The sequence below is a fragment of the Streptomyces sp. NPDC003943 genome (genome assembly GCF_053605265.1).
Genome location: NZ_JBSGIW010000012.1, coordinates 89,838 through 110,495 on the forward strand (window position 1 = coordinate 89,838; position 20,658 = coordinate 110,495).

A 20,658-nucleotide genomic window follows, 5' to 3' on the forward strand; every position below is an offset into this window, starting at 1 on the left:
ACAGTGATCCGCCATCTGGTCCTCTTCAAGCTCAATGACGGCGTGCAGCGTGACGAGCCGCGCGTCGTCGCGGGCGTCGAAGCCTTCCGTGCCCTCGGCTCGCAGATCCCCGAGCTGAAGTTCTGGGAGTGCGACTGGAACATCACCGACCGGCCGATCGCGTACGACTTCGCCATCAACTCGGCCGTCGCGGACAAGGACGCCCTTCAGCGCTACCTGGACCACCCTGCTCACCAGGCGGGTGTGGCCCAGTGGCGCGAGTTCTCCACGTGGGTCATCGCCGACTACGAGATCGAAGGCTGACCCTACGCCTTCGCCTGTCCGGGCCCTTCGTCGACCACGACGGAGGGCCCGAATTATTACCCGCCCGCCCCACACCCAACACGTCGTTATGCGGTGCTTGCACACAGTGGACATGTCTTGTGATGCTATGACCGCTTTTGACGGATGAGTCGACCGAAGTTGACGCTAACGACGTTGACGTGAAGGGGTGGCGTGAACGTGCCGGCCAGTACAGCGCCTCAGGTCCCGCCCCAGAACGAGGCCGGGGCCCCGGACACCCCCCGGCCCCTGGACACCCCCCGAGCCGTGGACGCCCCCCGCCCTCCGGACGCTCCCCGTCCCCCGGACACCCCCCAGGCCCTGGACGGTCCCCGCCCCCTGGACACCCCCCGCCCCCGGCCCCAGAGCACCCGCGGAGCCGACACCCGCGCCCTCACCCAGGTGCTCTTCGGGCAGCTCAAGAACCTGGAGCCGGGCACCGCCGAGCACCACCGGGTGCGCGGCGCGCTCATCGAGGCCAACCTGCCCCTCGTGCGGTACGCCGCCGCCCGCTTCCGCTCCCGGAACGAGCCGATGGAGGACGTGGTCCAGGTCGGCACGATCGGCCTGATCAACGCCATCGACCGGTTCGACCCGGACCGGGGCGTGCAGTTCCCGACCTTCGCCATGCCGACCGTCGTCGGCGAGATCAAGCGCTACTTCCGCGACAACGTCCGGACGGTCCACGTCCCCCGCCGCCTCCACGAGCTGTGGGTGCAGGTCAACGGCGCCACCGAGGACCTCACCACGGCCCACGGCCGCTCCCCCACCACCGCCGAGATCGCCGAACGGCTGAAGATCGGCGAGGACGAGGTGCTCGCCTGCATCGAGGCCGGCCGCTCGTACCACGCCACCTCCCTGGAGGCGGCCCAGGAGGGCGACGGGCTGCCCGGGCTGCTCGACCGGCTCGGGTACGAGGACCCCGCGCTCGCCGGCGTCGAGCACCGCGATCTCGTACGGCACCTGCTCGTCCAGCTGCCCGAGCGCGAACAGCGGATCCTGATGCTGCGTTACTACTCGAACCTGACGCAGTCACAGATCAGCCAGGAGCTGGGCGTCTCGCAGATGCACGTGTCAAGGCTCCTCGCCCGGAGCTTCGCCCGATTGAGATCCGCAAATCGGATCGAGGCGTAACCGGAACGGGTAGACCGTTCCGGAGTAGTCCGACGGCCCCTCAAATGCCTTACACCCCTTGTTTCCTGCGGATATTCGACCCCGCTGTGTCGACAAGTCACTACAGCGTGTTGCCGACATGTGACATTCTGCTGGAAGCGCGTTTGCCGCGGCCCTGCCGCCGGTATTCAGGTGGAGGCTGCGTTCCTCAGACGGTCGTGGCCGCCACGATCGTCCGCGACCTCAAGGGGGTGGCATGTCCGCAGAACAGGGCAGCTCGAAGGTGCTCACGCTCACGCCCGTTCCCCTGCCCGCGCAGACGACGGCGCCGACCGCTGCGGAGCACACCGAGACCGCGACGGACAGCGCCGTGACGGCGGAGCACGACGAGACCCTCGTCGCCGCCCCGCCGGCGCTCGTGACGCCCGGGGCCATCGACACCCGCACCCTCTCCCGCTCCCTGTTCCTGCGCCTGCGCGCCCTCGACGAGACGGGCGCCGCCGAGGACAGCCCGGAGCGCACCTACGTCCGCGACACCCTCATCGAGCTCAACCTCCCCCTCGTGCGCTACGCGGCCGCCCGCTTCCGCTCCCGCAACGAGCCGATGGAGGACATCGTCCAGGTCGGCACCATCGGCCTGATCAAGGCGATCGACCGCTTCGACTGCGAACGCGGCGTGGAGTTCCCGACGTTCGCGATGCCGACCGTCGTCGGTGAGATCAAGCGCTTCTTCCGCGACACCTCGTGGTCCGTCCGCGTCCCGCGTCGCCTCCAGGAGCTGCGCCTCGCGCTCACCAAGGCCAGCGACGAGCTCGCGCAGAAGCTCGACCGCTCCCCGACCGTGCCCGAACTCGCCGCCGTGCTCGGGGTGTCGGAGGAGGACGTCGTCGACGGCCTCGCCGTCGGGAACGCGTACACCGCCTCCTCCCTCGACTCGCCCTCCCCCGAGGACGACGGCGGCGAGGGCTCGCTCGCCGACCGACTCGGCTACGAGGACGCGGCCCTGGAGGGCGTCGAGTACCGCGAGTCGCTCAAGCCGCTGCTCGCCAAACTCCCGCCCCGTGAGCGGCAGATCATCATGCTGCGGTTCTTCGCGAACATGACCCAGTCGCAGATCGGCGAGGAGGTCGGCATCTCGCAGATGCACGTGTCGCGACTGCTGACGCGGACGCTGGCCCAGCTGCGCGAGGGCCTGATCGCGGACTGAGCTTCGGCGAAGTTCGCTGTTCCGCTTCCTTGCTGATGCTCCGTCAGTCACACTGGCGCCATGCTCCAGAGGAAGCATCTCGGACTCGCGGCGGTCGCGCTCTGCCTCGGCGGAGCGCTGACCGCGTGCGGCGCGGGCGACGACGGCGACGGTTACGCGGCCGTGGGCACGGGCCAGGGCGGCCCGCAGGGCGCGGTGAAGCCGTCGGGCGCGGTGACGCTGGTACCCCTGGACCCGACGGGTCCGGACCTCACGTCGAGCACGTCCTCCCCGTCCCCCCGGCCGCCTGGCCCCGGCGGTACGGCTCCGAGCGGTACGGCTCCGGGGCTAGCGGGTCCGGGCGGTACGGCCCCGAGGGCGACCGCTCCGCCACCCGTACGGGCCACGCCGACCGCCCCGCCGCGTACCCCGGGGGCGCCGGCCACATCAGCGACGACGACTCCCCCGCCGGCGACGCACGCACCGTCCCCGACCCCGACCGCGGCGCCCTCGACGAGTCCTCCGACCCCCGCCGCGCTCACCCTCTCCGCACCCGTGCTCGGCGACACCGACACGCGCTGGTGCGAGAACGTGACCGTCACCTTCCGCAACACCGGTGGCACGGCCGCCCGTTCGGGCGCGGTCACCTTCGCCACGCACGTGATCGGCGCGCTCGGCATCGACTGGGCGACCGTGAAGTCGAGCCAGCCGCTGCCCGCGCCGATCGCGGGCGGGGCGGCGAAGACCCGTACGTACACGGTCTGCGTGGAATCCTGGCGGGTGCCGCTCGGCATGCGGGTCGACACCCGCGAGGTCACGGCCGTGTGGCAGTGAGCACGTCGAGGAGCTGCTTCGCGAACTCCTCCGGGTGCTCGACGCACCCCACGTGCCCGCCCGGGAACTCCACCGTCGCGGCCCCGGTCAGCTCGGCGATCCGCCGGGCCGGACCGACCAGCGCCTCCTGACCGCCGCTGTCCCGGCCGAGGCCGAGGACCAGCCTGCCGGCGACTGCGGGGGCGGCCAGGCCGTCGAGGTCCGGGTCGGAGGAGGAGAAGGGGCAGAGGACGTGCTCCAGGAAGACGGGCATGTTGGCCGCCATGCGGGAGGCCATCGGCCGGACGGACGGCGGGAGTTCGGTCTGCCGGTCCTGCCGCGCCGGCTTCCGGCCGTCGGGCGTCTCGGCGAACCGGGCCATCGCCGGCCCGAGCCCCTGGGTGCGGTGCAGCTCCCGTACCTCGGCGAAGTGGTCGCGGTACGGAGCCGGGTCGGCGAGCAGCTCCACCAGCGGCGGCTCGTGGGCGACCACCCGGCGCAGCCGGCCCGCATGGGCGGCGAGCAGATCGAGGGCGACGATGGCGCCGGAACTGCTGCCGAAGACGTACGCGGGCTCGTGAGGGCTCACTTCGTCGAGGACCGCGAGGGCGTCCTCGCGCCACTCGGCGACCCGCTGGTCGGCGAGCGGCCCGTCGAGCGGGCTGCGGGAGAGCCCGCGCTGGTCGTACGAGACCACCGTGTACCCGGCGGCGGCGAGCAGGTCCGCCATCCCCTCGAACAGTCCGGCGTCCCCGGCCCCGCCGGGAATCAGGAGCAGCACGGGCCCGCTGCCGCGCGCCTCGTAGCGCAGGGTGGCGCCCGGCACCTTCACCGTTCCGACGTTCATGCTTTCCCCCAGTTGTCGAGCAGGTCGTGGAGGGCGTCGAGCGAGCGCGCCCAGGAGGCGGCGACGGGGCGCGGGTGCGCGAAGCCGCCGCTCAGTTCGATGTGGATGTATCCGTGGAAGGTGGCGCGGAGCAGCCGCCCGGCGTCGGTCAGTTCGGGCTCGGCGAGGCCGTAGCCGCGAAGCATGCCCTGCGTCAGCTCGACGGCCCGCTGGAAGACGGCGGTGTCGGAGACCTCGTCCAGCTCGATCCGCTGCTGGGTGGCGGCGTAACGGCCGGGGTGCGCGAGCGCGTAGTCGCGGTACGCGTCGGCGAAGGCGACCAGCGCGTCCCTGCCGGAACGGCCGGCGACGGCCGCTCCGATGGCCTCGTTCATCTCGCCGGAGGCAAGGAGGGCGAGGCGGACGCGCAGGTCACGGAGGTTCTTGATGTGCGAGTACAGACTCGCGTCCTTCACCCCGAAGCGCCGGGCGAGCGCGGAGACGGTGACCTTCTCCAGGCCGGACTCGTCGGCGAGCTCGGCGGCGGCCTGGACGAGGCGGTCGACGGTGATTCCGGCGCGGACCATACCGCCCCCCTTACTGCTTGATACCTAGGACTCCTAGGCATCAACCTAACATCCCTAGGAATGGATGTCAGCCTGATGGCGTCGCAAGAGGACGTTGGCGTCGGTCTCGGCACTCCAGTCGAACCGGGCCCGGGCGGCGGCACGGGAGGCGGCGAGTTCGGTGCAGTCGGCACAGTCCGGCACGGGCGCGGGCGGCCGGATCAACTCGTACGCCGCACTCGCCCGTTCGTTGACGGCCCGCACCCCGGCCGTGATCCGCTCGTCCCGCGTGGCCGGCCGCACCCGCCCCGGATCCGCCTGCCACTCGCGCCCGCCACCCATGGGCCGCAGCATGGCGTACGGCCCGGCCTGCCCCCGGTACTCGCCGACCTTCCGCGCCACCGGGTCGTACAGGAAGTCCCCGCGCTCCGGGCCCATGCATGCCATCTCACCGCTCCTCTCCCACCTCACCCGATCGGGCGATTACTCTCCGTGCCCCAAGCGTTGCTCAATGGGAGGTGCGGCCACAACGCTCGACGCGTGCCAAGGGCCGCTGTCACGAGGGGGGCCGGTGTGAGCCAGAGGAGCGCGAGGGCGGGCGCGGAGGCCGCCACGACGGCGGAGATGTTCGGCGAACTCCTCCGTCACTACCGGGAGTCAGCGGGCCTGACCCAGGAGGCGCTGGCACGCCAGCTGCACTGCGACCGGTCGCTCGTGGCCCGGGTGGAGGCGGCGAAACGGGTGCCGACGGACACGTTCGCGAAGGCGTGCGACGAGGTGCTGGGGACGGGCGGGGTGTTACTCAGGCTGTGGGGGCGGATCGACTGGTATCCGGAGGTGCAACATCCGGACTGGTTCGAGCGCCGGGCGGAGATGGACGCGGAGGCGGTGACCCTGCACGAGTACCAAGTCGGCGTCGTGCCCGGCCTGCTCCAGGCCCCGGAGTACGCGCACGCCCTGTTCGCCCGCGTCACGAGCGGGGAGGACCTGGAGGAGCGCCTACGTGCGAGGCTGAGCCGCCAGCAGCGCTTCCTGTCGGAGGACGGCCCGCTGTACACGGTCGTACTTGACGAGAGCTGCCTGCGGACGGTGATCGGCGGCGCCGATGTCATGCGCACCCAGTGCGCCCACCTGCTGCACGTCGGCAGGCTCCCCAACGTCTTCGTCCAGGTGGCACCGGCCCACGACGCGGAACTACATCGTCCCAACACGTCGATGTCGCTGATCAGGCTGCCCGACGGGCACGAGTGGAGCTACTCGGAATCGCTCGACAGCGGTTACTTCACCGACGATCCAGCCGCTCTGGCGCGGCATGCCCGGACCTATCATGGGCTGAGGGCCGACGCTCTGTCAGCCCGCGAATCCGCCGCGATGATCAGCGACTTGATGGAAGGGTACGGGCACCATGGAACAGCACGATCTGAGCGCGGCGATCTGGATCAAGAGCAGCTACAGCGGAGACAACGGCGGCAACTGCCTCGAAGTCGCCCCCGGATTCCCCGGCCTCGTCCCCGTACGTGACAGCAAGGCCCCTGAGGGCCCTGCTGTCGTCTTCGGGCGGGCGGCCTGGGACTCGTTCGTCCGGGGCCTGTAAGACCCTTCACGCCGCCAGGGCCAGCACCGCGACGGCCGGGGCCATGTAGATCAGCGGGAACGGGATGTGGCCGTACGCGCGGGCGCGGGCGACCGTGATGACCGCGCCTGCGAAGTAGAGGACCAGACCGATCGCGGCGGCGATCCCGATCGCCGGAACCACGTAGCCGACCAGGAGGCCGACCGCGCCCGCCAGCTTCAGGGCGCCCAGCAGGTTCCAGATCGAGCGCGGGACCCCGTACTCGGCGAGCGGCTCGACGACGAACTTGGCGCGGACGAAGATCGAGACACCGGAGAAACCGGCCATGAAGGCGGCGACGGCGGTGACGACGGTGGCGGTGGTGGACATCTCGGGCTCCTCGCTCGTGCGGCGGCGGGCGTTTCCCGCGCTCGCACTGCACTGACACCGCGTGCGACGTACGTGTGACCGCGCCGCCGACTTTTTTTGGAAGCCTTCGCGGGGCTCAGACGAGGGCGGTGACGAGAAGGGCGAAGGCGGCGACGATGACGGCGACGCGGGCGTAGTGCCAGCGGTCCCAGCGGTTCATCTGCTCCTTCCAGTCCTCCGGCCGGTTCTCGGGGGTCCACGTCTTGCCCCGGTTGTTGATGGGGACGAGCACGAGCAGCGACATGAGCACGCTCAGGATCAGCAGCCCGCCGGCGGTGACGACGAGGCCGGCGCCGTGGTCGTGCCATCCGGCGACGGCCCACACCGCGCTCAGGACGAGCGAGCCGATGTACCAGAACGGCATCAGGGCGCCGAGCATGCGACCCCCGTGGGCGCGGGCGATCTGGTCGCTGTCCTCGGGGAGCGCGTCGAAGATCCGGTTCATGACGAAGGCGACGGAGAACTCCACCCCCACCATCAGGCCGACGACCACGGTGGTGAAGACCTGAAGTGCGTTGAGCATGACGACCCCCTGGGATCTAGCGTTGCTAGCTGATGAGGCAACGCTAGTACTGCTGCCGCTCGATTGTCTAGCAGTGCTAGCATCGAGGTATGTCGGTACAGGAACGCAAGCAGCGTGAACGGGCGGACCGCGAGCGCCTCATCGTGGCGGCGGCCCGCGAACTCGCCGAGCAGCAGGGCTGGGACGCGGTCACCACCCGGCGGCTGGCCGAGCGCATCGAGTACAGCCAGCCCGTCCTCTACAGCCACTTCCGCGGCAAGCGCGAGATCATCGGGGCCGTCGCCCTTGAGGGTGCCGCCGAGCTGGCCGTCGCGCTGCGGGCCGCGACCTCGGCCGCGGACGGGCCGCGCGCCCGGGTCGCCGCGCTCGCCCGCGCGTACCTCGACTTCGCCGAGCGCAATCCGGCGGTCTACGACGCCATGTTCCAGCTCGACGGCGGCCTGGCGTTCGCACAGGAGGACACCCCGGAGCCGCTGAAGGACGCCTTCGCCGCCCTCCTTGAATGCCTGGGCGAGGTCACCGGGGAGGGCGTCCATCCGGGTGTGTTCACCGAGACGTTCTGGGCGGCCCTGCACGGGCTGGCCACTCTGGCCCGGGCGGGACGGCAGCCGGCGGAGTACACCGAGCTGAGGGTGGAGCTGCTGGTGGACCGGCTCGCCGTTCTCTGACGCGCCGTCCCGGGGGGGGCGCGCGGCCGAGGCCCCGGCCCCGCCGGTCACCCCCGATGGGGGGTTTCCAGGCCGTGACCCGGTCGTTAGGCACGGCGTACCGACCCCCGGGCGACCGCGCGTTGCCGAGAAAGGTTGTTCCCCATGAAGAAGATGAAGGTCGCCGCCGCTGTCATCGGCACCCTCGCCGTCGCCGCTGCCGCCGCCCCCGCCGCGAGCGCCGCGCCACTGCCGCTGGGTCAGCTGACGGACGGCCTCGGCGGCCTCGCCAACCACTCCGCCAAGGCGCCCGGCGCCAACGGCCCGACGACGTCGGGTCTCGGCGGCCTGGCGACGTCCGGCCTCGGCGGCCTGGGCGGCCTGCCGCTCGGCGGCTGAACGAGCGCACCCTCGGGGCCGGTGCCACATCCCGTGGCACCGGCCCCGACGTGTCTGCCGAGCCCTTCGCCGTCAGTACACGTGCAGAAGGTCAGTACAGAACGTCAGCCCAGCGCCAGCCATGCCACGCCCGCGAGGACCGCGATCGCGACGACGATGCCGACGATCAGGCCGACGCGGGGGCCGGCGGAGTGGGTGGTCGCGGCGGAGTGGCCGGTGCCGCCCGTGCGCTGCGGAGTGGTGCCCTCGTCGACGAAGGCGCGGAACATCTGGGTGCTGCCGGCGGGGTCGTAGGAGCCCTCGGGGGCCTGACCGCCCTGGCCGTACGGTGCTTGGGGGTTGTGTGCCATGGCCCGGACCCTAGCGAAGTCGCCGCCGCCGCCCCAAGCCGCGGTCGCCCACCCCGCCCCGTACCCACACCTCCCCTCCGCGCTTTGCCGATTCTTTAGGTCGCTTTGACCGATTTAGTTTGCCTGAAGCAACCATCCATATCTATGGTTGCCCTAAGCAACAAGATGGAGAGGTGTTCCGATGGACAGGCAGAGCCGGTACGAGGCCCTCGCCCGCCAGGTGAGCGCCATCGGCGCGGTCAAGCGCGGCATGGCGCGCTCCCTGCCCGCCGACTGCCCCGGCGGCTCCGCCATCGTCATGGCCCTGCTCCACCACCACGGGGACATGCGGATGAGCCGCGTCTCCGAGCTGATGGCCGTCGACATGTCGGTCAGCAGCCGGCACGTCGCCCACACCGCCGAGCGCGGCTGGGTCGAGCGCCTGCCCGACCCCGCCGACAAGCGCTCCCGCATCCTGCGCCTCACCCCCGCGGGCGAGGACAAGCTGGCCGAGCTCGACGCCCGGCTGACCGCCATGTTCGCCCACCACCTGGCCGACTGGTCCGACGACGACGTCGAACTGCTCACCACCCTGCTCGGCCGCCTCCGCGACTCCTTCGGGGACTGCCGGGCCCACGCCTGAGCCCTCCCGGCCCGGGACCTCACGGTCCGAGACTTCACCGCACACGTAAAGGAAATTCATGGCTACCACCGCACCTGCCACGGGTGCCACGGAAGGCCGGACCGACGGATCCGGCGCCGCCCCGATGACGCACCGGCAGATCATGGAGGCGCTCTCCGGGCTCCTGCTCGGCATGTTCGTCGCCATCCTGTCCTCGACGATCGTCTCCAACGCCCTCCCGCAGATCATCAGCGACCTCGGCGGCGGCCAGTCCGCCTACACCTGGGTCGTCACCGCCGCCCTCCTGGCGATGACCGCGACCACCCCGCTCTGGGGCAAGCTCGCCGACCTCTTCTCCAAGAAGCTGCTGGTCCAGATAGCCCTGGTCATCTACGTCACGGGCTCGATCGTCGCCGGTCTCTCCCAGAACACCGGCATGCTCATCGCCTGCCGCGTCGTCCAGGGCATCGGCGTCGGCGGTCTGACCGCCCTCTCCCAGATCATCCTGGCCGCCATGATCGCCCCGCGTGAGCGCGGCCGTTACAGCGGCTACCTCGGCGCCACCTTCGCCGTGGCCACCGTCGGCGGCCCGCTGCTCGGCGGCGTCATCACCGACACCGACTGGCTCGGCTGGCGCTGGTGCTTCTACGTCGGCGTGCCCTTCGCCGTCATCGCCCTGATCGTGCTGCAGAAGACCCTGAAGCTCCCGGTCGTGAAGCGCGACGTCAAGGTCGACTGGGCCGGCGCCTTCTTCATCAGCGCCGCCGTCTCCCTGCTCCTCGTCTGGGTCACCTTCGCCGGCGACAAGTACGACTGGATGTCCTGGCAGACGGCCGCCATGGTCGGCGGTTCGGTCCTGCTCGGCGCGGTCTTCGTGCTGGTGGAGTCCAAGGCGAGCGAGCCGATCATCCCGCTGCGCCTGTTCCGCAACCGCACCATCACCCTGGCCTCGCTCGCCTCGCTCTTCGTGGGCGTCGCGATGTTCGCCGGCACGGTCTTCTTCAGCCAGTACTTCCAGCTGGCCCGCGGCGAGTCGCCGACGATGTCCGGCGTGCTGACCATCCCGATGATCGGCGGCCTGTTCGTCTCCTCCACCGTCTCCGGCCAGATCATCACCAAGACCGGCCGCTGGAAGGCGTGGCTGATCAGCGGCGGCGCCCTCGCCACCGCCGGCCTGGGCCTGCTCGGCACCCTGCGCTACGACACCCCGTACTGGCACATCGCGCTCTTCATGGCGCTCCTCGGCCTCGGCCTCGGCATGATGATGCAGAACCTGGTCCTCTGCACGCAGAACCAGGTCGCCCCGTCCGACCTCGGCGTCGCCTCCTCCGTCGTCACCTTCTTCCGCTCGCTCGGCGGTGCGGTCGGTGTCTCGGCGCTCGGCGCGCTCATGGCCCACCGGGTCACCGGCTACGTCAAGGACGGCCTGACCGAGCTCGGCCCGAAGGCCGCGGCGGCCCTGGGCCAGGGCGGCGGCGGTGGCGGCATCCCGGACCTGGACAAGCTGCCCGCCCCGATCCGCACGGTCATGGAGAGCGCGTACGGGCACGGCGTCGGCGACGTCTTCCTCTACGCGGCGCCGTTCGCGCTGCTGGCCTTCCTGGTGACGCTGTTCATCAAGGAGGTCGCGCTCAAGAGCAACGCGAGCGCGACGGTCAAGGCCGACGCCGCCGTGAAGGCGGACGCCAAGGCCGGCAAGGCCGCCAAGGCCACCAAGTAAAAAGACTCCCGGCCGCGCTTCGAGCGGAGGCGCGGCCGGGTTCGGTACGGAGCGGCGGGCAGGGGACGGCCCGCCGCTCCGTCATTTCTCGTTGCGGCTGCGCTCGACCATGACCTCGATGCCCGCCACCAGCACGTCGAGCGCGTAGTCGAAGTCCCGGTCCCAGATCTCGGTGACGCTGCCGTGCGACTGGCGCTCGTCGAGGATCTCGGTCATCTCCTCAAGGGCGCCCATGAAGCTCTCGTCCTCGCGGAACGCCTTCAGCGAGTCCGTGTAGTAGTCGTCCTGCGACATCCCGGCCTGCTGCGCCACGCGGCTGAACTGGCCCTCGATCGTGCCGTAGCCGTAGACGAACTGGAAGACCGCCGACATCGCGCTCGGCTGGCGCGAGATCGGCAGTCCGGTCTCCCGGATCGCCTCCTGGATCTTCACGCCGACGGCGAGCGCGTTCGGGCCGATGTTGAGGTACTGGCCGGCGACCGCCGACATCCAGGGGTGGCGCACCAGCATCCGCCGGTAGTCGAGCGCGAGCGCCCGGATCCGCTCCCGCCAGCCGCCGGCGCCGGCCACCACGGCCAGGTCGATCTCGCCGTACACCGTGTCGATGGCGTACTCGATGATGTCGTCCTTGGTGTCCACGTACCAGTAGAGGGACATCGCGGTGACGTTCAGCTCGGTGGCGAGCCTGCGCATCGACAGCTTGGCCAGGCCCTCCTCGTCGAGCATCCGGATCGAGGTGGCGACGATCCGGTCCCGGTCGAGCCCGGCCGGGCCGCCGCCGCTGCGGGCGGCCCGGTTCTCCAGCCAGACGCTGGAACGCGCCGGGTTCTTGGCCCTGTCCGCTGCCTTCACCATGGTCGCGTTCCTCCGTCTGCTCAGTGGTTCCCGACCATGCTAGGCAGCCATCTCGTGCTGCTCCGCCCGTGCCTCGGCCCGCTCGGCCCGCTTGAGCAGGGCCGCGGCGAGCAGACCGCCGGCGAAGACGGCGACCGCGCCGACCAGCTGGCTGGTCTGGAGGCCGGTGGCGAAGGCGTCGTGGATCTGGGCGCGCTCGGCGTCGCTGCCCGCAGCGGCCAGGGCGGCCGGGAGGGAGGTCGCGGTGACGGTGACGAGCGCGGCGAAGCGGGCGTTGAGGACGGCGCCGAGGATGGCGACGCCGAGGCCGTTGCCGAACTCGGCGAGGGTGCCGTTGACGCCGGCGCCGACGCCGGCCTTCTCCGGCGGGATGGCGCTCATGATGGCGTTGGCCATGGCCGGGTTGGAAAGCGCGATGCCCGCGCCCATCAGGACCAGGCCGAGCAGCATGCCGCCGTACGAGCCGTCGGTGCCGCCGCCGAGCACGGCGATCGAGGTCAGACCGGCGGCCACGAGCGACAGGCCGAGCGCCACCGCCGGCGGCGTACCGATCTTCATGACGAGCTTCGGGCCGATGCCGGAGAGGTTGAGCACGACGATGGTGAGCGCGAGCGGCGCCATCCGCAGACCGGCCTCCAGCGGCTCGTAACCGAGCACGAACTGCAGGTGCTGGGTGAGCAGGAAGAGCGAACCGCCCATGCCGAGCATCACCAGGATCGCGCCGGCGACCGCGCCCACGAACTTCTGGTTGCGGAAGAAGTGCATGTCGAGCATCGGGTACGGGATGCGCAGCTCCCACCACGCGAAGGCACCGAGCACGGCGATGCCGATCGCGGCCGGGACGAGGACCTGCGCGGAGGTCCAGCCGTGGGTCGGGCCGGAGATGATCGCGTAGACGACCGAGGCCATGCCGATGGTGGAGAGCAGCGCGCCGAGCAGGTCCGGGCGCTCGCCCTGCGGGTTCTTCGACTCCGGGACGAGCTTGAGCACGGCGACCAGGCCGATGACCGCGACCGGGAGGTTGACGAGGAAGATCGCCCCCCACCAGAAGTGGTCGAGGATCGCGCCGCCGATCAGCGGGCCCGCGGCGAAGCCGAGGGAGCCGATGGTGGCCCAGACGGCGATGGCCTTGACCCGCTGCGAGTCGTCGAAGATCTGCATGACGACGGCGAGCGTGGTGGTCATCAACAGCGCTCCGCCGACGCCCATTCCGGCGCGCGCGGCGATCAACTGGGCGGTGGAGTCGGCGAGTCCGGCGGTGAGCGAGCCGATGCCGAAGAGCGCGAGGCCGAGGGCGAGGAGCTTCTTGCGGCCGTAGCGGTCGGCGGCGTTGCCGGCGGTGAGCAGCAGACCGGACTGCACGAGCGAGTACGCGTTGATCATCCACTGGATGTCGCTGGTGGACGCGTGGAGTTCGGCGGTGAGGGACGGGATGGCGACGCTGAGCACGGTGTTGTCGAGCAGCACGGTCAGCTGGGCCAGGCAGATGACGCCGAGGATCAGCCAGCGCTGCGGGTGGCCGCCGGTGGCGGCCGGTTCGTTCGCGGCGGTCGACGCCGTCATGGCAACTCCTTATACGGTGTACGAGGCGAGTTCTCGTACACCGTATAGGAGCTCTCTTACGCTGTATAGGGGTTTTTTCTCGCGGGCTACTTCCTGCTGGTCAGGTCGTAGAAGGTGGCGCTGCCGACGGTGACCTTCTCGAAGGTGGACTCGACCCAGGAGCTGATCGCGCTCCCGCCGCCCATGCCGCCGCCGAAACCGCCGCCCGACGCGATGAAGTAGTGGATCCGCCCCTCCGCCACGTACTGCTTGAACTGCGCGAGGGTCGGTGACGGGTCGCTGCCGTTGAAGCCGCCGATCGCCATCACCGGCTTCTCGGTGGCCAGTTGATAGCCGGCGGCGTTCTGCGAGCCGACGGCGGCGGCGACCCAGGTGTAGGAGTCGGCGTCGGCGAGCAGCTTCCGCTTGGCCTCGGTGCCGACGGTCGGGCCGTTGAGGAGACCGCCGATTCCGCCGGGGCCGCCCTGGTTCTCGCCGCCGGGACCGCCGGGGGCGCCTCCGGGCACACCGCCGGGCCCGCCGGGCGTGCCTCCGGGCGCGCCGCCGGGCACGCCGGGAGCCTGACCGCCCGCCGGGGGCTGCCCCATGCCCTGACCGCCGCCCGGCCCCGGCCCGTACAGGACGAGCATCCGGCCGTTGCCAGGCATCCTCTGCCCGCCGGGGCCGCGCATCCCGCCCGGGCCCGCCGTCACGATCGAGCCCTGGTGGCCCTCGCCGAGCGTGCTGAGGGTGTACGCGAACGGGCCCGCGAGTCCGGCCGCGACGGCGAGTCCCGCCGCCGCGAGGCCGAGCCGACGGTCGGTCCGGCCCGCGAAGAGCAGCCCGACAGCGGCCAGAGCACCGGCCACGAGCACCGGCCAGCGCAGCCACGGCTGCCAGTCGGGCGTACGGCCGAGGAGCAGCCAGCCCCACACCGCCGTCACCGCGACCGTCGCCGCCAGGGTCGCGGAGGCGAGGAAGCGGCCCCGTTCCTCCCACAGCACCGCCGCGCCCATGCCGATGAGGGCGGCGAGGTACGGGGCCATGGCCACCGTGTAGTACTCGTGGAAGATGCCGGCCATGAAGCTGAACACGCCCGTCGTGAGCAGCAGCGAGCCGCCCCACACCAGGAACGCCGAGCGGGCCGTGTCCGTGCGCGCCGCCCGCCAGGTCACCACGAGCCCGGCGACGAGGAGGATCAGCGCGGCCGGGAGCAGCCAGGAGATCTGGCCGCCGAGCTGCTCGTTGAACACGCGCCCGAGGCCCGTCTCGCCCCAGCCGCCGCCCATGCCGCCGCCACGCCCGGGCAGCTCCATGCCGGCCGGCAGGTCGACCGTCATCCGGCCCGGGCCGCCCTTGCCGCCGCCGCCCACGCTGCCGACCTCGTCGCCGTTGAGCCGGCCGAGTCCGTTGTAGCCGAAGGTGAGCTCCAGGAAGCTGTTCTTCTGCGAGCCCCCGATGTACGGGCGGGAGGACGCCGGCCACAGTTCGACCAGGGCCACCCACCAGCCCGCCGAACCGAGGAGCGCGAGCCCGCCCAGGCCGAGCCGCCCGAGCCGCCGCGCCAGGCCGCCCGGCGCGCACACCACGTACACCAGCGCGAGCGCCGGCAGGATCAGGAACGCCTGCAGGGTCTTGGCGAGGAACGCGAACCCGAGCGCCACCCCGGCCCACACCAGCCACCGCCCCGCGCCCTCGTCCAGCTCCAGGGCGCGCAGGACGCAGTAGACGGCGACGGTCATCAGGAGCGCGAGCAGCGCGTCCGGGTTGTTGAAGCGGAACATCAGCGCGGCGACCGGAGTGAGCGCGAGGACCGCGCCCGCGAGCAGGCCGGCGCCCGCGCCGAAACGGCGGCGGACCGCCGCGTACAGGACGGCGACCGTGGCGACGCCCATCAGCACCTCGGGCACGAGGATCTGCCAGGAGCCGAGCCCGAAGAGCCGCACGGACAGGGCCATCGGCCAGAGCGCGGCCGGCGGCTTGTCGACGGTGATGGCGTTGGCCGCGTCGAGCGAGCCGAAGAAGAACGCCTTCCAGCTCTGGCTGCCGGCCTGGACGGCCGCGGAGTAGAAGGAGTTGGCGTAGCCGCCGGCGCTCAGGTTCCACAGGTAGAGGGCGGCGGTGGCGAGGAGCAGGCCCAGGAAGGCGGGCCGCACCCAGGGCGCGTCCTCGGGCCGCCCGCGCCAGAGGCGGCGGAGCCGTGCGTTCGGCGGATTCATCGAGTCGTCCTGTTCTGGTTCTGGGAACGCTCCGGGGCCGGGAAGACCCAGAGGCGGAAGAGGAGGAAGCGCACGACGGTCGCGGCGAGGTTGGCGACGATCAGCACGGCGAGTTCGGTCGAGTGCGCCGGGTCGCCGGTCGCCGCGTCCAGGGCGAGGAGCGAGCCGCTGGTCAGGGCGAGGCCGATGCCGAAGACGACGAGGCCCTGCGCCTGGTGGCGGGCGGCGCGCTCCCGGCCGCGGACGCCGAAGGTGAGGCGACGGTTGGCGGCCGTGTTGGCGACGGCGGACACGAGGAGGGCGGCGGCGTTGGCGAGCTGGGGGCCGGCGCCGAGCCGGAAGAGGGAGTAGAGGCCCAGGTAGAAGAGCGTGGAGAGGGCGCCGATCACACAGAAGCCGACCAGCTGGCGGGCGAGACCGCCCGGCACGCCGGTCAGTTCGCGGTCGCGCGGGTCGTCGCCGAACGGCCGGGCCAGCCGGTCGAGCGGCAGCGACCCGGTCGCGAGCGCCCGCCCCACCCGCAGCACGCCCTTCAGGTCCTCGGCGGCGGTACGGACGATGTGCACGGTCGAGTCCGGGTCGTCGACCCAGTCGACCGGCACCTCGTGGATCCGCAGCCCGGCCCGCTCGGCGAGCACCAGCATCTCGGTGTCGAAGAACCACCCCGAGTCCTCGACCATCGGCAGCAGCCGCTCGGCCACCTCCCGCCGGATCGCCTTGAAGCCGCACTGGGCGTCCGAGAAACGGGCGGCGAGCGAGCCGCGCAGGATCAGGTTGTAGGCGCGGGAGACGAACTCCCGCTTCGGCCCGCGCACGACCCGGGAGGAGCGGGCGAGCCGCGAGCCGATCGCCAGGTCGGAGTGGCCGGAGATGAGCGGGGCGACGAGCGGGAGCAGTGCGTTGAGGTCGGTGGACAGGTCCACGTCCATGTACGCGAGGACCGGTGCGTCCGAGGCCGACCAGACCGTACGGAGCGCCCGGCCGCGGCCCTTCTCCTCCAGGCGCACGGAGCGGACGGCGTCCGGGAGGCGGGCGGCGAGCACCCGGGCCACCTCGGGGGTGGAGTCGGTGGAGGCGTTGTCGGCGACCGTGATGCGGAAGGCGTACGGGAAGGTGCGGGAGAGGTGGTCGTGGAGCCGCAGCACGCACGGCTCCAGGTCCTTCTCCTCGTTGTAGACGGGAATCACCACGTCGAGGACGGGCCGGCGGCTGGGACCGCCGGCCGCGCCCACGGGAAGGTGCTCCCGCGCGGGAAGCGTTCGCATGGTCAGAGGCTCGACGCGGCGGCTGTCACGACCGTGTGCTGAGCCTGTGGCGGGCCTGTGAGTTCAGCGCCGGCGCGGGATGCTCACGGCGAAGACGGTGCGGCCGGGCGCGCTGTCGACGGTCACCTCGCCGCCGTGGGCGAGGGTGACGGCCCGGACGATGGCCAGGCCCAGGCCCGTACTGCCGGCGCTTCCGTCGGCTCGCGACCGCGAGGCGTCGCCGCGCGCGAACCGTTCGAAGACGGAGGGCAGCAGGTCGGCCGGGATGCCCGGTCCGTCGTCCTCGACCTCCACGACCGCGTGGCCGGCGGTCTCGCGCAGCCGGGCGGTGACGGTGGTGCCGGGCGGGGTGTGGGTGCGGGCGTTGGCGAGCAGGTTGACCAGGACCTGGTGGAGCCGGGCACCGTCGGCGTGGATCTTCACCGCGGCCTCGCCCTCGGGGAGTTCGAGGCGCCAGCGGTGGTCGGGTCCGGCGGCGCGGGCGTCGGAGAGGGCGTCCACGACGAGCAGGGCGAGATCAGTGCTCTCGTACGAGAGCGGGCGTCCGTTGTCGAGCCGGGCGAGCAGCAGCAGGTCCTCCACCAGGCCCGTCATGCGGACGGCCTCGGACTCGATCCGCCCGAGCGCGTGCCGGGTGTCGGGCCCCTGCTCCTCACGACCGCGCCGGGTCAGCTCCGCGTACCCCCGGATCGAGGCCAGCGGCGTGCGCAGCTCATGGCTGGCGTCCGCGACGAACTGACGGACGCGGGTCTCGCTCCGCTGCCGGGCGTCGAGCGCCGAATGCACGTGGTCGAGCATGTGGTTGATCGCCACGCCGACCTGCCCGACCTCCGTGCGCGGATCCGCCTCGGCCTCCGGCACCCGGTGGTCGAGCGCCACCTCACCGCTGTGCAGCGGCAGCCCGGCGACCTCGGCCGCCGTCGCGGCCACCCGCCGCAGCGGCCGCAGCGCGACCCGGACGAGCACGGTCCCGGCGAGCGAGGCGGCGACGAGCCCGGCGGCGGTCACGCTCAGCTCGACGACGATCAGCGTGGAGAGGGAGTCCTGGAGTCCGGTCAGCGGGATGCCGATGAGGAAGTCGCCGTTCTTGCCGGTCCCGTAGACGACCCGGTAGTCCCCGAGGCCGCCCGGCAGCGCCACGGTGTGCGGGTCGCCGTCACGGGGTGCGGCGGCGAGCGCGGCGAGCTGGCCGGCGTCGAGCTGGTGGCGTACGTACAGCGGCCCGTACACCCCTTCCGGCGGCGCCACGGAGACGTCCGCGGACGTCACCTCCCCGTCCTCCACCCGGGCGCCGACCGTCCCGAGCGGCGCGCCGGGCCCGATGACGAAGCCCAGCGGGGCCCCGGAGCGGCCCGGCCCGAGGCTGGGACCGGGCGCGGAGGCAGGCGGCCCGGCGGCCCGGTTGGCGACCTCCTGCACCTGCCGGTCGACCTGCTCGTAGAGGTACGACCGGAACGCGATCGTCGTCACCGTCCCGATGACGGCGCAGACGACCGCGATCAGTCCGACGGCGGAGAGGACGAGCCGGGTGCGCAGCGACCAGGGCCGCCGGGGGATCAGGCGCCGGGGAGCCAGACCTTGCAGAACCGGCCGCCGGGGGAACAGGCGCCGGGCGGTCGCCGACCGGGGCCGCCGGGGGATCAGGGGCACGGCTCGCTACTCCGCCGCCTTGATCAGATAGCCGGCCCCGCGCCGGGTGTGGATCATCGGCTCGCGCCCGGCGTCGATCTTCCGCCGCAGGTAGGAGATGTAGAGCTCGACGACGTTCGCCTGGCCGCCGAAGTCGTACGACCACACCCGGTCCAGGATCTGCGCCTTGCTGAGCACCCGGCGCGGGTTGCGCATCAGATAGCGCAGCAGCTCGAACTCGGTGGCGGTGAGGTGGATCGAGTCGCCGCCCCGGGTCACCTCGTGGCTGTCCTCGTCCAGGGTGAGGTCGCCGACCGTGAGCAGCGACTCGCTGCGCGCCTGCATGGCCCCGGAGCGCCGGATGAGCCCGCGCAGCCGGGCCACCACCTCCTCCAGACTGAACGGCTTGGTGACGTAGTCGTCGCCGCCCGCCGTCAGCCCGGCGATCCGGTCCTCGACGGCGTCCTTCGCCGTCAGGAACAGCACCGGCACGTCGGGCAGCTCACGCCGCAGCCGCCCGAGGACCGACAGCCCGTCCATGTCGGGCAGCATCATGTCGAGCACGACGACGTCGGGCCGGAAGCTCCGCGCGGTCCGCAGCGCGCCGGCCCCGTCGCCCGCGCTGTGCACCTGCCAGCCCTCGTAGCGCAGGGCCATCGACAGGAGCTCGGCGAGCGACGCCTCGTCGTCCACGACGAGGACGCGGACGGTGGAGGCATCGGCGGCGGTGCGCGAGGTGGTCCGCGAGGTGGTCCGCGAGGTGGTCCGCGAGCGGGAAGTGGTCGCAGCAGTCATGCGACCAAGGTGTCCACGGCTACTGAGACGTTTCTTTCGCTTCCCTGTGAATTTCCTGAGAAAGCGAGAAGAGGCGCACGGCGTTGTCGTGGCAGACAGCCCGGAGCCAGTCGTCGCCGAAGCCGAGCCGTTCGAGGGCGTGGAGCTGGTGCCCGTACGGATAGGGGATGTTGGGGAAGTCGGTGCCGAGCAGGATCCGGTCCCCGAGGCCCTGGAGCCGTTTGTGTTCCTCCACCGGGAAGGGCGCGAGCTCTTCGGCGAAGTCGGTGAAGGCCATGGTGGTGTCGAGGTGGACGCCCTCGTACCGCTCGGCGAGGTCCAGGAACTCCCCGTACTCCGGCATGCCCATGTGCGCGACGATCAGCCGCAGGCGGGGACGGCGGGCGAGGAGCGCCGCGATCGGCGCCGGGCCGGTGTGCGCGCCGGGCGCGGGACCGGAGCCGCAGTGGATGACGACGGGTGTCCCCGTCTCTTCGAGCAGCCCCCACACGTCGTCGAGGAGCGGGTCGCCGGGGTCGAAGTCGCCGACCTGGACGTGCACCTTGAAGACGCGGGCGCCCTCGTCGAGGGCCCGGCGGACGTAGCCGGCGGCCTCGGGTTCGGGGAAGAGGGTGGCGGTGTGCAGACAGCCGGGGGTGCGGGCGGCGAAGCCGGCGGCCCACTCGTTGAGCCAGGCCGCCATGCCGGGCCGGTGCGGGTAGAGCATCGAGGTGAAGGCGATCACCCCGAACTCGCGCAGCAGCTCGACCCGGCGCTCCTCCTCCGCGCGGTAGGTGATGGGCCACGGGCGGCCGGTGAGCGGCCCGGCGGAGTCGAAGTAGGCCCACACCTTGTCGAGGACGTTCTGCGGCATGAAGTGGGTGTGGACGTCGACGAGTCCGGGCAACCCGAGGCGCCGGGCCCATGCGCGAACCTCGGCCGCGTCACTCGCGGACAAAGCTGTAGCTCCGCTCGACCTTCCCGATGTGCAGGCTGTACGCGTCGTACCACTCCGCGCGGCCGCGCCGCTGGGCGGCGGCGTGCTCCGCGTTCTGCCGCCAGGCCGTGAGGCCCGCCTCGTCGCGGAAGTAGGCGACGGTGATGCCGATGCCGCCGGGCGTGCGGGCGGACTCGTAACCGAGGAAGCCGGGGATGTCCTTGACGATCTCGTTCAGACGGGCGGCGGTCTCGGCGTAGCCCTCGGGGGCGTCGGGCCGGATCGAGGTGAAGACAGCGGTGTAGTAAGGCGGTTCGAGGCCCGCCACCAGGCTCTGGGTCATGTGATCACCCTGCGGGGGCGGGGCGGCCGGTGTCCATGGGGGCCCGGC

General features: G+C 71.8%; 23 protein-coding genes and 1 pseudogene. 10 read left to right on the forward strand and 14 right to left on the reverse strand.

What is annotated here, in order from left to right:
- Positions 1-3: 3 nt before the first annotated feature.
- The 4 genes from ACWEV0_RS07860 to ACWEV0_RS07875 all read left to right on the forward strand — a co-directional run bounded on the left by ACWEV0_RS07860 (position 4) and on the right by ACWEV0_RS07875 (position 3,454).
- Complete coding sequence (locus tag ACWEV0_RS07860; RefSeq protein WP_451609736.1) at positions 4-303, forward strand: Dabb family protein; 300 nt, start codon at positions 4-6, stop codon at positions 301-303.
- A 339-nt stretch (positions 304-642) separates the two neighbouring features.
- Complete coding sequence (locus ACWEV0_RS07865; protein WP_453147485.1) at positions 643-1,455, forward strand: RNA polymerase sigma factor SigF; 813 nt, start codon at positions 643-645, stop codon at positions 1,453-1,455.
- A gap of 235 nt (positions 1,456-1,690) precedes the next feature.
- Complete coding sequence (locus ACWEV0_RS07870) at positions 1,691-2,641, forward strand: RNA polymerase sigma factor SigF (protein ID WP_453147434.1); 951 nt, start codon at positions 1,691-1,693, stop codon at positions 2,639-2,641.
- Positions 2,642-2,701: 60 nt separating this feature from the next.
- Complete coding sequence (locus ACWEV0_RS07875; RefSeq protein WP_453147436.1) at positions 2,702-3,454, forward strand: hypothetical protein; 753 nt, start codon at positions 2,702-2,704, stop codon at positions 3,452-3,454.
- Here the strand turns inward: ACWEV0_RS07875 and ACWEV0_RS07880 are convergent.
- Genes ACWEV0_RS07880 through ACWEV0_RS07890 form a run of 3 tightly spaced genes read right to left on the reverse strand, consistent with a single transcriptional unit; the run spans position 3,435 to position 5,272 of the window.
- Positions 3,435-4,280: an alpha/beta fold hydrolase gene (locus ACWEV0_RS07880; RefSeq protein WP_453147437.1), complete on the reverse strand. Its 846-nt coding sequence runs from the start codon at positions 4,278-4,280 to the stop codon at positions 3,435-3,437. The genes ACWEV0_RS07875 and ACWEV0_RS07880 overlap by 20 nt on opposite strands.
- The gene (locus ACWEV0_RS07885; RefSeq protein ID WP_453147439.1) at positions 4,277-4,846 is read right to left on the reverse strand and encodes a TetR/AcrR family transcriptional regulator; all 570 of its coding nucleotides are present in this window, start codon (positions 4,844-4,846) and stop codon (positions 4,277-4,279) included. The genes ACWEV0_RS07880 and ACWEV0_RS07885 overlap by 4 nt, the downstream gene beginning before the upstream one ends.
- Before the next feature lie 54 nt (positions 4,847-4,900).
- Positions 4,901-5,272, reverse strand: a complete 372-nt coding sequence (locus ACWEV0_RS07890) for a hypothetical protein (RefSeq protein WP_453147440.1) — start codon at positions 5,270-5,272, stop codon at positions 4,901-4,903.
- Between the two features lie 177 nt (positions 5,273-5,449).
- Between ACWEV0_RS07890 and ACWEV0_RS07895 the strand changes: the two genes are divergently transcribed.
- Positions 5,450-6,346, forward strand: coding sequence for a helix-turn-helix domain-containing protein (locus ACWEV0_RS07895; protein WP_453147486.1), 897 nt, complete (start codon positions 5,450-5,452; stop codon positions 6,344-6,346).
- A pseudogene (locus tag ACWEV0_RS07900) lies at positions 6,321-6,419 on the forward strand (DUF397 domain-containing protein); the annotation flags it as partial. The gene ACWEV0_RS07895 and the pseudogene ACWEV0_RS07900, both read left to right, overlap by 26 nt.
- Before the next feature lie 6 nt (positions 6,420-6,425).
- On the opposite strand, the gene ACWEV0_RS07905 reads toward ACWEV0_RS07900, so the two are convergent.
- Entirely contained in the window at positions 6,426-6,767 is a 342-nt protein-coding gene (locus tag ACWEV0_RS07905) for a DoxX family protein (RefSeq protein ID WP_453147442.1), read from the reverse strand.
- A 115-nt stretch (positions 6,768-6,882) separates the two neighbouring features.
- Positions 6,883-7,329 carry an anthrone oxygenase family protein gene (locus ACWEV0_RS07910; RefSeq protein WP_453147444.1) on the reverse strand — a complete coding sequence of 149 codons (447 nt, stop codon included), beginning with the start codon at positions 7,327-7,329 and terminating at the stop codon, positions 6,883-6,885.
- 89 nt (positions 7,330-7,418) lie between these two features.
- Here ACWEV0_RS07910 and ACWEV0_RS07915 point away from each other — a divergent pair, with 89 nt between their 5' ends.
- Positions 7,419-7,997 (forward strand): TetR/AcrR family transcriptional regulator, encoded by a 579-nt coding sequence (locus tag ACWEV0_RS07915; RefSeq protein WP_453147446.1) that lies wholly within the window; start codon positions 7,419-7,421, stop codon positions 7,995-7,997.
- Between the two features lie 144 nt (positions 7,998-8,141).
- Complete coding sequence (locus ACWEV0_RS07920; RefSeq protein WP_453147448.1) at positions 8,142-8,375, forward strand: hypothetical protein; 234 nt, start codon at positions 8,142-8,144, stop codon at positions 8,373-8,375.
- A gap of 104 nt (positions 8,376-8,479) precedes the next feature.
- Here the strand turns inward: ACWEV0_RS07920 and ACWEV0_RS07925 are convergent, their stop codons facing one another.
- Positions 8,480-8,725, reverse strand: a complete 246-nt coding sequence (locus ACWEV0_RS07925; RefSeq protein WP_453147450.1) for a hypothetical protein — start codon at positions 8,723-8,725, stop codon at positions 8,480-8,482.
- 181 nt (positions 8,726-8,906) lie between these two features.
- Here ACWEV0_RS07925 and ACWEV0_RS07930 point away from each other — a divergent pair, with 181 nt between their 5' ends.
- Both ACWEV0_RS07930 and ACWEV0_RS07935 read left to right on the forward strand, forming a co-directional pair.
- Positions 8,907-9,347 (forward strand): MarR family winged helix-turn-helix transcriptional regulator, encoded by a 441-nt coding sequence (locus tag ACWEV0_RS07930; RefSeq protein WP_453147452.1) that lies wholly within the window; start codon positions 8,907-8,909, stop codon positions 9,345-9,347.
- Between the two features lie 58 nt (positions 9,348-9,405).
- Entirely contained in the window at positions 9,406-11,046 is a 1,641-nt protein-coding gene (locus ACWEV0_RS07935; protein ID WP_453147454.1) for an MDR family MFS transporter, read from the forward strand.
- A gap of 81 nt (positions 11,047-11,127) precedes the next feature.
- Here the strand turns inward: ACWEV0_RS07935 and ACWEV0_RS07940 are convergent, their stop codons facing one another.
- The 8 genes from ACWEV0_RS07940 to ACWEV0_RS07975 all read right to left on the reverse strand — a co-directional run bounded on the left by ACWEV0_RS07940 (position 11,128) and on the right by ACWEV0_RS07975 (position 20,610).
- Positions 11,128-11,901 carry a TetR/AcrR family transcriptional regulator gene (locus tag ACWEV0_RS07940; RefSeq protein WP_453147455.1) on the reverse strand — a complete coding sequence of 258 codons (774 nt, stop codon included), beginning with the start codon at positions 11,899-11,901 and terminating at the stop codon, positions 11,128-11,130.
- Between the two features lie 39 nt (positions 11,902-11,940).
- Positions 11,941-13,464 carry an MFS transporter gene (locus ACWEV0_RS07945; RefSeq protein ID WP_453147457.1) on the reverse strand — a complete coding sequence of 508 codons (1,524 nt, stop codon included), beginning with the start codon at positions 13,462-13,464 and terminating at the stop codon, positions 11,941-11,943.
- A gap of 86 nt (positions 13,465-13,550) precedes the next feature.
- A complete protein-coding gene (locus ACWEV0_RS07950) occupies positions 13,551-15,662 on the reverse strand; it encodes a glycosyltransferase family 39 protein (RefSeq protein ID WP_453147458.1) in 2,112 nt (703 codons plus the stop codon).
- The gene (locus ACWEV0_RS07955) at positions 15,659-16,927 is read right to left on the reverse strand and encodes a glycosyltransferase (RefSeq protein WP_453147460.1); all 1,269 of its coding nucleotides are present in this window, start codon (positions 16,925-16,927) and stop codon (positions 15,659-15,661) included. Before ACWEV0_RS07955 ends, ACWEV0_RS07950 begins: the two co-directional genes overlap by 4 nt.
- Positions 16,928-16,990: 63 nt before the next feature.
- Positions 16,991-18,511, reverse strand: a complete 1,521-nt coding sequence (locus tag ACWEV0_RS07960) for a sensor histidine kinase (RefSeq protein ID WP_453147488.1) — start codon at positions 18,509-18,511, stop codon at positions 16,991-16,993.
- Between the two features lie 72 nt (positions 18,512-18,583).
- Positions 18,584-19,351: a response regulator transcription factor gene (locus ACWEV0_RS07965; RefSeq protein WP_453147462.1), complete on the reverse strand. Its 768-nt coding sequence runs from the start codon at positions 19,349-19,351 to the stop codon at positions 18,584-18,586.
- A gap of 19 nt (positions 19,352-19,370) precedes the next feature.
- Positions 19,371-20,288, reverse strand: coding sequence for an amidohydrolase family protein (locus tag ACWEV0_RS07970; RefSeq protein WP_453147464.1), 918 nt, complete (start codon positions 20,286-20,288; stop codon positions 19,371-19,373).
- Entirely contained in the window at positions 20,275-20,610 is a 336-nt protein-coding gene (locus ACWEV0_RS07975; protein ID WP_453147465.1) for an antibiotic biosynthesis monooxygenase family protein, read from the reverse strand. Before ACWEV0_RS07975 ends, ACWEV0_RS07970 begins: the two co-directional genes overlap by 14 nt.
- Positions 20,611-20,658 lie beyond the last annotated feature (48 nt).

Excerpts from the sequence above, each read along its gene's own strand:
- ACWEV0_RS07870 (WP_453147434.1), top strand. The coding sequence starts at position 1,691 with ATGTCCGCAGAACAGGGCAGCTCGAAGGTGCTCACGCTCACGCCCGTT.
- ACWEV0_RS07875 (WP_453147436.1), top strand. The coding sequence starts at position 2,702 with ATGCTCCAGAGGAAGCATCTCGGACTCGCGGCGGTCGCGCTCTGCCTC.
- ACWEV0_RS07880 (WP_453147437.1), bottom strand. The coding sequence starts at position 4,280 with ATGAACGTCGGAACGGTGAAGGTGCCGGGCGCCACCCTGCGCTACGAG.
- ACWEV0_RS07885 (WP_453147439.1), bottom strand. The coding sequence starts at position 4,846 with ATGGTCCGCGCCGGAATCACCGTCGACCGCCTCGTCCAGGCCGCCGCC.
- ACWEV0_RS07890 (WP_453147440.1), bottom strand. The coding sequence starts at position 5,272 with ATGGCATGCATGGGCCCGGAGCGCGGGGACTTCCTGTACGACCCGGTG.
- ACWEV0_RS07895 (WP_453147486.1), top strand. The coding sequence starts at position 5,450 with ATGTTCGGCGAACTCCTCCGTCACTACCGGGAGTCAGCGGGCCTGACC.
- ACWEV0_RS07905 (WP_453147442.1), bottom strand. The coding sequence starts at position 6,767 with ATGTCCACCACCGCCACCGTCGTCACCGCCGTCGCCGCCTTCATGGCC.
- ACWEV0_RS07910 (WP_453147444.1), bottom strand. The coding sequence starts at position 7,329 with ATGCTCAACGCACTTCAGGTCTTCACCACCGTGGTCGTCGGCCTGATG.
- ACWEV0_RS07915 (WP_453147446.1), top strand. The coding sequence starts at position 7,419 with ATGTCGGTACAGGAACGCAAGCAGCGTGAACGGGCGGACCGCGAGCGC.
- ACWEV0_RS07920 (WP_453147448.1), top strand. The coding sequence starts at position 8,142 with ATGAAGAAGATGAAGGTCGCCGCCGCTGTCATCGGCACCCTCGCCGTC.
- ACWEV0_RS07925 (WP_453147450.1), bottom strand. The coding sequence starts at position 8,725 with ATGGCACACAACCCCCAAGCACCGTACGGCCAGGGCGGTCAGGCCCCC.
- ACWEV0_RS07930 (WP_453147452.1), top strand. The coding sequence starts at position 8,907 with ATGGACAGGCAGAGCCGGTACGAGGCCCTCGCCCGCCAGGTGAGCGCC.
- ACWEV0_RS07935 (WP_453147454.1), top strand. The coding sequence starts at position 9,406 with ATGGCTACCACCGCACCTGCCACGGGTGCCACGGAAGGCCGGACCGAC.
- ACWEV0_RS07940 (WP_453147455.1), bottom strand. The coding sequence starts at position 11,901 with ATGGTGAAGGCAGCGGACAGGGCCAAGAACCCGGCGCGTTCCAGCGTC.
- ACWEV0_RS07945 (WP_453147457.1), bottom strand. The coding sequence starts at position 13,464 with ATGACGGCGTCGACCGCCGCGAACGAACCGGCCGCCACCGGCGGCCAC.
- ACWEV0_RS07950 (WP_453147458.1), bottom strand. The coding sequence starts at position 15,662 with ATGAATCCGCCGAACGCACGGCTCCGCCGCCTCTGGCGCGGGCGGCCC.
- ACWEV0_RS07955 (WP_453147460.1), bottom strand. The coding sequence starts at position 16,927 with ATGCGAACGCTTCCCGCGCGGGAGCACCTTCCCGTGGGCGCGGCCGGC.
- ACWEV0_RS07965 (WP_453147462.1), bottom strand. The coding sequence starts at position 19,351 with ATGACTGCTGCGACCACTTCCCGCTCGCGGACCACCTCGCGGACCACC.
- ACWEV0_RS07975 (WP_453147465.1), bottom strand. The coding sequence starts at position 20,610 with ATGACCCAGAGCCTGGTGGCGGGCCTCGAACCGCCTTACTACACCGCT.